This is a genomic window from Stenotrophomonas panacihumi, from assembly GCF_001431645.1.
Lineage (GTDB): Bacteria > Pseudomonadota > Gammaproteobacteria > Xanthomonadales > Xanthomonadaceae > Stenotrophomonas_A > Stenotrophomonas_A panacihumi.
Map to the genome: position 1 here is coordinate 59,902 of NZ_LLXU01000069.1, position 11,635 is coordinate 71,536.

An 11,635-nucleotide genomic window follows, 5' to 3' on the forward strand; every position below is an offset into this window, starting at 1 on the left:
GAGGACCCTCCCGTCCATCGTGTCAGTAGCGCCAGTGGACGGTCACGCCGTAGGTGCGCGGCCGCACCAGGCCTTCGCCGGTGCCGTTGGTCTCCGACACGGTGCGGGTGATGCCGCGCTTGTCGGTGAGGTTGCTGCCGAACAGCGTCACGTCGGTGGTGCCGAAGGTCATGCGGTAGCGCAGGTCGAACAGGTTGTAGTTGCCCTGGCGGTTCGGGGTGATGCCCGGCACGGCCGAGTTGAGGTCGCTGATGCCGCTGCCCACGTACTGGTGGGTCAGCGTCAGCGTCGGCTGGTACAGCGCGTCGAAGTGGTAGCTGAGCAGGTTGCTCACCGTCCAGTCGGCGGAGCCCGGCAGCTGCGAGCCCGCCGGCGCGGTGCCGTAGTAGAGGATGAAAAGATCCTCGTCCAGGCGCGCGTGCTGCCAGGTGGCGGTGGTCTGCCATTCGAACGCATCCACCGGGCGCCACGTCGCGGCGAACTCGATGCCGCGGCTGTACGCCTTGCCGCCGTTGCTGGCGTAGTTGTAGAAGTCCGGCGTCTGCAGGCGCAGCTGGATATCCTTCCAGTCCACGTAGAACAGCGTGGCATCGAGCAGCAGGCGGCCATCGGCCCAGCGGGTGCGCGTGCCCAGTTCGTAGTTGATGAGGCTGTCGCTCTTGGAGCCGGACGGCACCGGATACGCACTGAGCCCGGCGGTGTTCGGCTCGCCGAAGCGGAAGCCTTCGGAGACCAGGCCGTACACCATCACGTCGCTGCTCGGCTGCCAGGTCAGCGAGACCTTCGGGTTGAAGCCGTCTTCCTTGGTCTGCTGCGTGCTGACGATCGGGTCGCCCGGGTAGGTCGAGAAGCCGACCTGCGTGGAGGTCGTCTCCACCTTGTTGCGGAACAGGCGGCCGCCCACGGTGAGCTTCCACTGTTCGTTGAAATGGAAGCTGGCTTCGCCGAACAGCGCCGCTTCCGAGCCGGTGAGGTGGGTGAAGAAGCTGTTGAAGATTTCACCATTCGGCGCGATTACCGCGCCGCTGCCCGGCCCGAACAGCGAGGACTGGTCGAACGCCGCCGCCGCGCCCTGCGCGCCGATCTGCTCGTACAGGTCCTTGTCCGAATCGAAGTACATGCCGCCGACGAGCCAGTCGACGCGGCCGCCCGGCTTGGAGGACAGGCGCAGCTCGATGCTCTTGCCGCGGCTCTCGCCGCCGGAATCGATATAGAGCGGCGAGGTCAGGTCCAGGTCGAGGTCGGCGTTGTAGGCGCCGCGGATCGGCGTGTAGTCGAAACGCCAGTCCTGCTGCTTCTTCTGGTAGGCGAGCAGGGCGGTGAGGTCGGCGAAGCCCAGGTCCTGGTCCAGCCGCAGGCTGTGCACGGCGATCTTGGTGTTGGTGAACTCCGGCAGCGCGGTGTCGCGCTGCAGGTCGCCCAGGCCGGCGATCTGGTAGTTGTTGTCGTCGTTGTCGATGTTCTGCAGCAGGCTCAGCCAGGTCAGCGTGGTGGCCTCGCTGGGCGTGAGCACGATGGACAGGCGGCCGCCATCGAGCTGGGTGTCGTTGGCGCCCTGCTTGCCGGTGCCGATGTTGTCCAGGAAGCCCGGGTCTTCGCGGTACTGCGCCACCGCGCGCACCGCCAGCAGGTCTTCCTTGATTGGCACGTTGACCATCGCCTTGGCGCTGTAACCGACGTCGGCATTCTTGGTCTGGCTCACCGTGGCTTCTGCGGCGGCATCGAAGCCGCTGCTGTCGGCCACGTTGGCGACATAGTTCACCGCGCCGCCCATCGAGGCCGAGCCGAACAGCGTGCCCTGCGGGCCGCGCAGCACTTCCACCCGGTTGAGGTCGAAGGCGTCCACGTCGGGAATGGCGATGGTCCAGCCCGGCTCGGTCAGCGGCACTTCGTTGAGGAAGTAACCGGTGGTCGGCTGGCCCTGCACGTTGCCCGAGCTGGTGGCGATGCCGCGCATCACCACGTGGGACACGCCCGGCTGGTAGTTGTTGAACACCACGCCGGGCGTGCGCTGGATGTAATCGGCCAGCGACTGCGCGCCGATGTCCTGCAGCTGCTGGTCGGTGACGGCGGAGACGGAACCGGCGATCTCGCGCACCGACTCCTTCAGCTTGCCGGCGGTGACGACCACCGTATCCAGCGTCCTGGCGGCATCGCCGGAGGCGGCGGGCGCGGCGTCCTGGGCCCAGGCGGGTGCGGCGGCGGCGAGGCCGAGGTAACAACCGAAGCGGATGGCGCGGGTGAGTTTGCGAACGTGGAGCTGCGAAGGCATGGCACGGTCCCCTGGGTGGCGATGGTTGCGGCCGCCGGTGCATCCCCGCTGGCGGCCGACATGGCTTGGGATCGAGTGAAAGTGAAAACCGCCACCGCTGTCCAGCAGAAACGGCGGGGCAGGGTCTATTGGCAAGCCAATGATTCTGATAGGGTTATTTCGCGGGAAACCGAAGATGTGGCCAGAATCACAGGCAAATAACGCAGAATCTGCGGGCAGTGCCGGCAAATTGCGAACAACCTGCGGCGCGCGCCGCTCCCGGAAGCCCCATGACCGCCAAGTCCCTCGACCGCACCGACCTGAAGATCCTCGACGTGCTGCAGCAGGACGCACGCATCACCAACCAGGCGTTGGCCGAGCGCGTGGCGCTTTCGCCCAGCGCCTGCCTGTCGCGGGTACGGGCGCTGGAGGCGCGTGGCCTGATCCGCGGGTATCGCGCGCACGTGGCGGTGGACCGCATCCGCTCGGTCACCGTCGTGCTGGCGCAGGTGACCTTCAAGCAGCACGCGCTGGAGGAGTTCACCGAGTTCGACCGGCGCATCCTGGCGATGCCCGAGGTGGTGGAGGCCAGCCGCATCTCCGGCGCCTACGATTACCTGCTGCGCGTGGTGGTCAACGACGTGCACCACTGGAAGGACATCGCGCGCCTGCTGCTCGGCGGCGACTACGGCGTGGAGCGCATCGTTTCGCAATTCCTGATGGATGAGGTCAAGCCGTTCAGCGGTTATCCGCTGGTGGATGCCTCCGCGCGCCAGCCAACGCCACGCGGCGGCTGAGCACGCTTCACCCAGTTTAGACGGCGGCGCACGGCATCATGGCTTCACCGCGGCGGTGTTGGGCATGCGCGGGCATGCCACGCCGCATGCGGTATCCCTTCCCTACGAGGTGGCGCCCATGTCCGACCGCATCGAAGCAGGCCAGATGGTGTTCGTGGCCGATGGCGAGATCGGCGTGGCCGGCGTGCGCGAAGTACGCCCGCATGACTCCACCTTCGTGATCAACGTGCAGAATGGCGGCGACTTCGTGCTGCCGATGAGCGCGGTGAAGGACGTGCACTCCGGCAAGGTGATCCTGGCCGTCGACCAGCTCCCGGAAGACGTGCGCAAGGCGTTGCGCCATCCGCACGCCGCCGAGTTCCGCAGCTCGACCTACGCGGCCAGCGACCCGGAAGAAGGCGCGCTGAAGGACTGAGGCCGGCGTTCGGGCACGCGCTCAGAAGCGATAGCTCACGCCGGCGCGCAGGCCGCTGTCGGTGAAGCGCAGGTTGCCGGTGAAGCTCGAGGTGTCCGCGTCGGCATCGATCCGCCGCGCGGTGTAGTCCAGCCAGAAGCCCCAGCGCTGCCACGGATACCATTCGACGCCGGCCCGGCCATAGGTCACGTCGGCATCGATGTCGTTGATGTTCGCGGTGAAGTAGCCGATGTCCGCGCCCAGTCGCCAATGCTCCCCCGGTGCCCAGCGCCAGGCCGCACCGATCGCCGGGGCGGGCAGGTCGGCGTCGACTTCCTCCCGGCGCTGCCCACCGACCGTGCCGCCGCCGGTATCCACGCTCAGCTCGACTTCCAGCGCGACCTGGTACCACACCAGGCCCACGCGCGGCCCCAGCGCCCAGCGTTCGCGCTGGAACAGCCAATAGGTGTAGTCCAGATCGTAGGCATCCAGGTCGAACTTCGCCTTCACTGTGCTGGTGGCGGTGTAGGTCGTGTCCTTGAAGCTGATATCGCGCGTGAGCTGGCGTCGCGCGTCGGCATCGTCGTTGTAATAGGACAGGTCGAACTGGTGGCGGTTGAACGGCCGCCACGTCAGGCCCACCAGGCCGACGGTATTGCTTTTGTCCAAGCCGAGGTCGCGGCTCAGGTCGATGTCCGTGCCTTCGCGCGTCTCGCCATCCGCGCGCACGCGGGTATCGAAATCGGTGGCATAGCCGCCGATGCGCAGGTTGAAGGTGTCCAGGGGTTCGACCGCCCCGGCGGGGCGGGCAAGCAGCAACAGCGGTACCAGCACCACGGACGCAGAGGAACGCATGGCAGGCTCCAGGTCAGGCAGTGGAACGTTGGCGGGGTGCGGGGGTGGCGGCGAGTCTACGCCGCGGGTGTCATGCCGGTGTGCAGGCGGTCGCGGAAAAAAGAAGGCCCCGCCGGAGCGGGGCCTTCACCCACGGCGCCGTGGTGGGCGTTTACGACGCCATCTTCAGGGCGTGCTTGCGGTTACGCATCACGTCGTGGCACTCACGCACGCGCGGCAACAGGTCCTGCGCCTCGACGCGGGCGGCGGCCGGCGTGTCGGCATCGGTCAGGGTTTCCTGGAAGGCCTTCAGCAGGCGGTCTTCGGATTCTTCCAGCTCGGCCACATAGCCGTAGTTGGTGTCGCCCAGCGCGGCGCGCACCTTGCCGTAGAACTGCTGCATCGAGCCGACCATTGTGCCGTGCTCGGCCGGCTTGCCGCCGGCAGCCGCGACCACGGCGCTCAAGCGGGTGACGATGTCCGACTTGACGCCGGCGATGCGGGTGAACAGGCCGGACAGCTCCGGATCCTTCACCTTGCCAGCGGCTTCGGTGTAGAAATCCTTGCCGTCGCGGGCGATCTCGATGAGGTCGTTGAGGCTGTGCTCGATCTTGCTCTGGGTGCTCATTCAGTGGCTCCTTGTTGCGTGAGTGGCAGTGGCTGCCGTGCGCCACCACCATCGACGCGCGCGCATAAAATCGCCGTGACTTCGCGTGAGGAACGCCGCGACGTTGCTGAGCGGCACAGCGGGATTGCATGCAGCGCGTGAAGCAGGTCTACGCCGCCGCGCCGCGTCGATACCACGCCGATACATGGGCAGGCAGGTGGTCGTGCGGGTCGATGCCCAGGGCGACGTGGGCGTCGAGGACATCGCGCAGTTCATGCAGGACGCGCGGTGCAATTTCCACCGGTGCATCGATGTCGCCAGGCCATCGCGCTTCGGCCCACGCATACAGGCCATCCACCCGGGCCTGCATCGCCGCCGCCAGCCAGTCGCGCAAGGGCCAGGTGCGGTAGCCCGCATCACCCAGCTGCCGAACCGCCGCGATCACCTGGGTATTGGCGCCGCGCACCCATTCGGTCTTGCCGCCGGCGCGCGTGGGAATCGTCAACGGCGCTGGTGCGCGGTGGGCCTTCAGCGGGCGTCGCAAGGCGAGTTCGAGGTCGCGCGCGTCACGCTGTGATTCGGCTTCCACCAGCACGCCAGCGTCTAGGTCGAAGAACTCGAACCAGCGCGGGTGCAGCGTGCGGACGCGGCCGAGCGGATCGTGCGAAAACCCGATCTTGCAGAAGTCCTCCCACGCGCAGGGCAGCACGTAGGTGAAGCAGCGGCCGTCGAGGCGGAGGGCATCCTGGTCGGGCGATGGGGGAGCCATGCGGCACTGTCGCACGGCCGTGCCGAACGCGGCGTGTTTCGTGCCTATACTGTGGCGGGGCCGGTCACCCAAGGGGACAACATGGAACGCTTCAAGTGGCTGCCGTTGATGGCGGTGCTCGCATGGCTCGGCTTTGTCGCGCCTGCCCGTGCCATCGAGCCAGAGCCCACCACCACGCTCTTCGCGCTCACCTGCATGCAGTACTTCTATACCCCGGAGAAACTGAAGGGGATGATGGGCGAGCAGCATGCGATCACGCTGGAGGCGGACAAGGCCCGCTTCTTCCTGGGCGGAAAGGAAGGCGATGCGTGGGCGGTGCAGTCATCCGGGCGCCACTACGTCATCTCGCTGCGCAGTGACGGCATCTGCGCGGTGTTCGCCCAGCAGGCGGACACCGAGGCGGTACAGGCGAGCTTCGAGGCGATGGTCAGCCAGGCACCCGCGCCGCTGGAGGCCTACCGCAAGGACGGCGGCGGCCCCAACAGTGGGCAGGTGCACACCACTTCCTACGCGTGGCACCGCCCGCAGGACGCCAGCGAACTGCTGTTCACCGCCACCACCTCGACCGACCCGCAGATCAACGTACAGGCGATGATCTCGGTGGGGCTGGCCCGCAAGTAGCTCGGCTCACCCCCGCCGCGCCGCCTCGATCTTCGCCACGTCGATCTTGCGCATCTCCATCATCGCGGCGAACACGCGCTGCGCCACGGCCGGGTCCGGATCGGTGACGCCTTCGGACAACACGCGCGGGGTGATCTGCCATGACAGTCCCCACTTGTCCTTGCACCAGCCGCAGGCACTTTCCTGCCCGCCGTTGCCGACGATGGCATTCCACAGCCGGTCGGTTTCTTCCTGGTCGTCGGTGGCCACCTGGAACGAAAACGCCTCGTCCGGCTTGAACGCCGAGCCACCGTTGAGGCCGATGCAGGGAATGCCGATGACGGTGAACTCCACCGTCAGCACGTCGCCCTTCTTGCCGGACGGGAAATCACCCGGCGCGTGGTGCACGGCGTCCACCGAACTGTCCGGGAACGTCTTGGCGTAGAACTGCGCCGCCTCAAGCGCGGTGCCGTCGTACCACAGGCAGATCGTGTTCTTGTGCTTGCTGCTCATGCCGCCCTCCTCGGGGGTGTGGTGCTAGCGATGCCCGCGTTCCTCGCGTGCCCGCGCGCGGCGGTCGAACAGCACCGCGCTGGCCACGATGCCCAGGCCCAGGAACACCGCCAGCAGGAACAGGACCAGGGCAATCGCCGGGTAGCCCCAGAGCTTGAAAGGCGTGTCGATGCGCATCATCTGCGAGGACGCCAGGATCAGCGCGGCGGTGACGATGCCGGCGGCCACGCGGTTGGCGATCTTCTGCAGGTTCTCCATCAGGTGCGACTCCTCCAGCCCGGTCACCTTCATCTGCATGCGGTTTTCCGCCAGCAGCGAGAGGATGTCGGACAGGCGGCGCGGGCTTTCGCGCAGCAGGGTCTGCACTTCCATGGCCTCGCTGGCCAGGTTCGCCGCCGACAGCGACTTGCGCAGCCGTGCGCGCATCACGCTCTGCAGGTGGCGTTCCACCACCTGGCGGATGTCCAGCTCGGGGGCGAGCATGCGGCATACCGTTTCCAGGTTGAGCAGCGTCTTGCCCAGCAGGCTCAGTTCCGGCGGCGTGCGCAGGCCGGTGGCGGTGGCGATGCGTACCAGTTCCAGCACCACCTGGCCTTCGGTGGTGGTGTCGTGCGCGGCATAGCGGGCGATCATCTGCCCCACCTCGCGCAGGTAGCGCTCCTCGTCGTAGTCCTCCAGCCGCGTGCTCAGCGCGATGGTCTCGTCGGCCACTTCCTCGCCACGGCCATCCACCGCCGCGAACAGCAGCTTGAGCAGGCGCTCGCGCAGGCGCGGCGGCACGTGCGCCACCATGCCCAGGTCGAAGATCGCCAGCCGGCAGTCGTCGGTGACGCGCAGGTTGCCCGGGTGCGGGTCGGCGTGGATTTCCCCGTGGACGAAGATCTGGTCGAGATAGCCGCGGATGAGCGCGCTCGCCAAGGGCGCCATGTCCTGCTCGGTGCGCCGCACCGGCGGGATCGCATCCACGCGCACGCCGCGCGCCAGTTCCATGGTCAGCACGCGGCGACCGGTGAAGTCCCACACCGGTTGTGGCACCCACAACTCGGGGAACGGCGCCAGGTGCTGGCCGAAGCGCACCAGGTTCTCCGCTTCGGCCTCGTAGTTCAGTTCGGCGATGAGCGTCTTGGCGAATTCGTTGAGCCAGTCGGCGAAGCGCACCTTGCGGCCGAGGCCGGTGAGGCGGTCGGCGGCGTTGGCGAAGCTGCGCAGCACGTCCAGGTCCGAGCGCACCTGGGCGGCCACTTCCGGCTTTTGCACCTTCACCGCCACCTCGCGGCCATCGCGCAGGGTGGCGCGGTGGACCTGCGCCAGCGAGGCGCAGCCCAGCGGCTGTTCCTCGAAACTGGAGAACGCCTTGCTGACCGAGACGCCGATCTCCTCCTCGAAGATCTCGCGCACGCGTTCGACCGGGATCGGCGCGACCTGCTCCTGCATGCGTTCCAGCGCGCTGGCGAACTCCGGCGGCACCAGGTCCGGGCGGGTGGACAGCATCTGCCCGAGTTTGACGAAGGTCGGGCCGAGCGCTTCGAGGTCGCGTACGAACTGCTCGGGGTTCCCGTCCGCCGGCACCTCGGCCTGCACGGTGGGGTCCAGGTTGAGGCCGGAGAACACGCCCGAATGCCGGTAGCGCAGCAGCAGGCGCAGGATCTGCGTGCGCCGGCTCATGCCGCCGACCAGCACCGGGTCGCTGTTGCGGGGCGGCGCGGCGGCGGCAGGCGCTTCGCTGGCGCCAGGCGGGGGAATGGGCAGGGTGTCGCTGTGGCCGGACAAGGCGGTTCTCCGCATCGGATGGCGCCCAGTGTCCGCATGGCCGGGTCGTCGCGCGGTGAATCCTTGCCGGTGCCGTTCCCGGGCATGGCGGGGATCGGCGAGAATCGGGCTCGACCTACTTGAATGGAATCCCCATGGCCGGCGCCAGCCTGTTCACCCTGCTCGACGATATCGCCACCTTGCTGGACGACGTGTCCATCCTGACCAAGGTCGCGGCGAAGAAGACCGCCGGCGTCCTCGGCGACGATCTCGCCCTCAATGCCCAGCAGGTGACTGGCGTGCGCGCGGACCGCGAATTGCCCGTGGTATGGGCGGTGGCCAAGGGCTCGCTGGTGAACAAGGCGATCCTGGTGCCGGCCGCGCTGGCGATCAGCGCACTGGAAGCCTGGCTGCGCGCGCGCGGCTACCCGATCCCGCTGGTGGTGCCGCTGATGATGATCGGCGGCGGCTACCTGTGCTTCGAAGGCGTGGAGAAACTGGCCCACAAGTGGCTGCACCGCGAGGAAGACACCGAACAGGTGCATGCCGAGCGCCTGCAGAAGCTCGCCGACGAGTCGGTGGACGTGGTCGCGATGGAGAAGGACAAGGTCAAGGGCGCGATCCGCACCGACTTCATCCTCTCGGCGGAAATCATCGTGCTCTCGCTGGGCGTCGTCGCCGGGCGGCCGTTCGGGCAGCAGATCATGGTGCTGATCGCCATCGCGCTGGCGATGACGATCGGCGTGTACGGGCTGGTGGGTGGCATCGTGAAGCTCGACGACCTCGGCCTGTGGCTGAGCCGCAAGGGCACGGCGCTGGCGGCGATCGGCCGCGGCATCCTGCGTGCGGCGCCGTGGTTGATGAAGACGCTCTCGGTGGTGGGCACGCTGGCGATGTTCCTGGTCGGCGGCGGCATCCTGGTGCACAACGTGCCGGCGCTGCACCACTTCATCGTCGGCCTGGGGCCGGAGAGCGGCTGGGTCGGCAGGCTGGTCTCCACGCTGGGCAACATGGTCGTGGGCGTGATCGCCGGCGCCGTGGTGCTGGCGGTGGTCACCGGCTGGCAGAAACTGCGCGGCGCACCGGCCGCGCACTGACACCCCTCAAGGAGAACCGCATGTCGCGCATCACCCTGGGCGCCCTGGCGCTGTGGATCGGACTGGCGGCAGCGCCGCTGCACGCGGCCGAGGCCGCCACGCAGGTCACCGTGGAAGGAGGCCGCCTGCAAGGCCACGCCACCGACGGGCTGCTGGTGTTCAAGGGCATCCCCTATGCCGCGCCACCGGTGGGCCCGCTGCGTTGGCGGGCGCCGCAGCCGGTGCCGCGCTGGAGCGGCGTGCGCGAGGCACGCGCGTATGGACCAGACTGCATGCAGCGCCCGTTCGCCACCGACGACGCGCCACTCACCACCGATCCTTCCGAGGATTGCCTGTACGCGAACGTGTGGCGCCCCGCGCAGGCCGCCGGCCCGCTGCCGGTGCTGGTGTGGGTGCACGGTGGCGGCTTCGTCAACGGCGGCGGCTCGCCGCCAAGCTATGCCGGCGCCGCGCTCGCGCGCCAGGGCGTACTGGTGGTCAGCTTCAACTATCGGTTGGGGCGCTTCGGCACGTTCGATCATCCGGCGCTGGCGAAGGCCGATGCCGACCACGGCCGCGGCGTGAACTTCGGCATCCTCGACCAGGTTGCCGCGCTGGAATGGGTGAAGCGCAACATCGCCGCGTTCGGCGGTGACCCGCGCAACGTCACCGTGATGGGCGAGAGCGCCGGCGGTATGTCGGTGCACGCACTGCTGACCTCGCCGCTGGCGCAGGGGCTGTTCCAGAAGGCGGTGATCCAGTCCGGCGGCGAGCCCGCCGCGCGCGCGACCCGTGCCGATGCCGAGCAGGCGGGGCTGCGCTTTGCTCGCACGCTGGGCGTGGCCGACGACGACGCGCAGGCGCTGGCCAAGCTGCGCGCGCTGCCGGCCGAGGCGATCCTCGGCGACCTCAACCTGACCACGCTGGACCGCAACCTCGGCCCGACGGGCACGTATGTGTTTCCGGTGGCGGACGGGAAGGTCGTGGCGGACCTGGCGGCGGCCTATCGCGACGGCAAGTTCAACCGCGTGCCGCTGATGGTCGGCGCCACCGCCGACGACATCGGCGGCCCGGACGGCTACATGGTCAACGGCGCGAAGCAGACCGCCGAGCTGTTCGCGAAGGACGGCCTGCCGACCTGGTACTACCGCTTCGGCTATGTCGCCGAGGCCACGCGCGCGGTGCATCCGAAGGGCGCGGCGCACGCCAGCGAGATCCCGTATTTCTTCGGCACCGTCGGCGTGCGCTACGGCGGCGACACGCGGCCGGGCGACATGGCGCTCTCGGCCAAGGCCAGCGGCTACCTGGTGAACTTCGTGCGCAGCGGCAACCCGAACGGCGAAGGGGTGCCGGCGTGGAAGCCCTATGTGGCAGGGCAGGGGCCGATGCAGGTCTTCGGGCTGACCGGCGAGGTGGGGCCTTAACGGCCCCGCGCGCACCGGGTCAGTCCGCGTCCACCACGCGGTTCTTGCCGGCCTGCTTGGCCGCGTACATCGCGCGGTCGGCGCGCTTGATCACCGAATCGGCGCTCTCGCCGGCCTGGCACACCGCCACGCCGGCGCTGAAGGTCACGAACACCCGCAGGCTTTCGTGCAGCAACGCCCGCTGCGCCAACGCGCGCTGCAGGCGCACCACCGCCGCATGCGCCTCGAAAGCGGTGGCGTCGGGCAGCAGCAACACGAATTCCTCGCCGCCGAAGCGCGCGATCGCATCGCTGGCGCGCAGCACCGTGCGCGCGGTGACCACCAGGTGGCGCAGCGCCGCGTCGCCGCCAGCATGGCCGTGGGTCTGGTTGAGCAAACGGAAATCGTCCAGGTCGATCAGCGCCACGCACAGCGGCTGCCCGCCGCGCAGCGTGCGTGATTGCTCGCGCGCGAACAGCTCCTCGAAGCCGCGCCGGTTCAGCGCGCCGGTGAGCTGGTCCTCGCGCACCAGGTCGGACATGTCGCGCAGTTCCTGCTCCAGCGCGTGGATGCGCTGCTCGGCCTCGTCCACCTGCTGCTTGGCTTCCACCAGCTCGTTGCGCGCGCGCAACGAGCTGGTGG

The 11,635-nt window shown here is 68.5% G+C and carries 12 protein-coding genes; 5 read left to right on the plus strand and 7 right to left on the minus strand.

Going from position 1 to position 11,635, the window contains the following annotated elements; translation table 11 throughout:
• Window positions 1–22: 22 nt before the first annotated feature.
• Window positions 23–2,272 carry a TonB-dependent receptor gene (locus tag ARC20_RS07800; protein WP_057646212.1) on the minus strand — a complete coding sequence of 750 codons (2,250 nt, stop codon included), beginning with the start codon at window positions 2,270–2,272 and terminating at the stop codon, window positions 23–25.
• A 269-nt stretch (window positions 2,273–2,541) separates the two neighbouring features.
• Here ARC20_RS07800 and ARC20_RS07805 point away from each other — a divergent pair, with 269 nt between their 5' ends.
• Together ARC20_RS07805 and ARC20_RS07810 are read left to right on the plus strand one after the other, a co-directional pair.
• Window positions 2,542–3,048: an Lrp/AsnC family transcriptional regulator gene (locus ARC20_RS07805; RefSeq protein ID WP_057646213.1), complete on the plus strand. Its 507-nt coding sequence runs from the start codon at window positions 2,542–2,544 to the stop codon at window positions 3,046–3,048.
• Window positions 3,049–3,166: 118 nt separating this feature from the next.
• Window positions 3,167–3,463 carry a hypothetical protein gene (locus ARC20_RS07810; RefSeq protein ID WP_181360110.1) on the plus strand — a complete coding sequence of 99 codons (297 nt, stop codon included), beginning with the start codon at window positions 3,167–3,169 and terminating at the stop codon, window positions 3,461–3,463.
• A 21-nt stretch (window positions 3,464–3,484) separates the two neighbouring features.
• On the opposite strand, the gene ARC20_RS07815 is transcribed toward ARC20_RS07810, so the two are convergent.
• The 3 genes from ARC20_RS07815 to ARC20_RS07825 all read right to left on the minus strand — a co-directional run bounded on the left by ARC20_RS07815 (window position 3,485) and on the right by ARC20_RS07825 (window position 5,652).
• A complete protein-coding gene (locus ARC20_RS07815; protein WP_057646214.1) occupies window positions 3,485–4,297 on the minus strand; it encodes a hypothetical protein in 813 nt (270 codons plus the stop codon).
• 151 nt (window positions 4,298–4,448) lie between these two features.
• Window positions 4,449–4,904, minus strand: a complete 456-nt coding sequence (locus ARC20_RS07820; protein WP_057646215.1) for a PA2169 family four-helix-bundle protein — start codon at window positions 4,902–4,904, stop codon at window positions 4,449–4,451.
• Between the two features lie 148 nt (window positions 4,905–5,052).
• Window positions 5,053–5,652 carry a GIY-YIG nuclease family protein gene (locus ARC20_RS07825; RefSeq protein ID WP_057646216.1) on the minus strand — a complete coding sequence of 200 codons (600 nt, stop codon included), beginning with the start codon at window positions 5,650–5,652 and terminating at the stop codon, window positions 5,053–5,055.
• 81 nt (window positions 5,653–5,733) lie between these two features.
• Between ARC20_RS07825 and ARC20_RS07830 the strand changes: the two genes are divergently transcribed.
• Window positions 5,734–6,273, plus strand: coding sequence for an NMCC_0638 family (lipo)protein (locus ARC20_RS07830; protein ID WP_057646217.1), 540 nt, complete (start codon window positions 5,734–5,736; stop codon window positions 6,271–6,273).
• A gap of 6 nt (window positions 6,274–6,279) precedes the next feature.
• On the opposite strand, the gene ARC20_RS07835 is transcribed toward ARC20_RS07830, so the two are convergent.
• Window positions 6,280–6,765: a VOC family protein gene (locus tag ARC20_RS07835; protein ID WP_057646218.1), complete on the minus strand. Its 486-nt coding sequence runs from the start codon at window positions 6,763–6,765 to the stop codon at window positions 6,280–6,282.
• A gap of 24 nt (window positions 6,766–6,789) precedes the next feature.
• Window positions 6,790–8,430, minus strand: coding sequence for an ABC1 kinase family protein (locus ARC20_RS07840; protein ID WP_237642534.1), 1,641 nt, complete (start codon window positions 8,428–8,430; stop codon window positions 6,790–6,792).
• Window positions 8,431–8,669: 239 nt separating this feature from the next.
• Here ARC20_RS07840 and ARC20_RS07845 point away from each other — a divergent pair, with 239 nt between their 5' ends.
• On the plus strand, window positions 8,670–9,611 hold the full coding sequence (locus tag ARC20_RS07845) for a DUF808 domain-containing protein (protein WP_057646219.1): 942 nt from the start codon (window positions 8,670–8,672) through the stop codon (window positions 9,609–9,611).
• 20 nt (window positions 9,612–9,631) lie between these two features.
• Window positions 9,632–11,014, plus strand: a complete 1,383-nt coding sequence (locus ARC20_RS07850) for a carboxylesterase/lipase family protein (protein WP_057646220.1) — start codon at window positions 9,632–9,634, stop codon at window positions 11,012–11,014.
• 19 nt (window positions 11,015–11,033) lie between these two features.
• On the opposite strand, the gene ARC20_RS07855 is transcribed toward ARC20_RS07850, so the two are convergent.
• A partial coding sequence (locus ARC20_RS07855) for a GGDEF domain-containing protein (RefSeq protein WP_152983951.1) occupies window positions 11,034–11,635 on the minus strand: 602 nt, incomplete at its 5' end.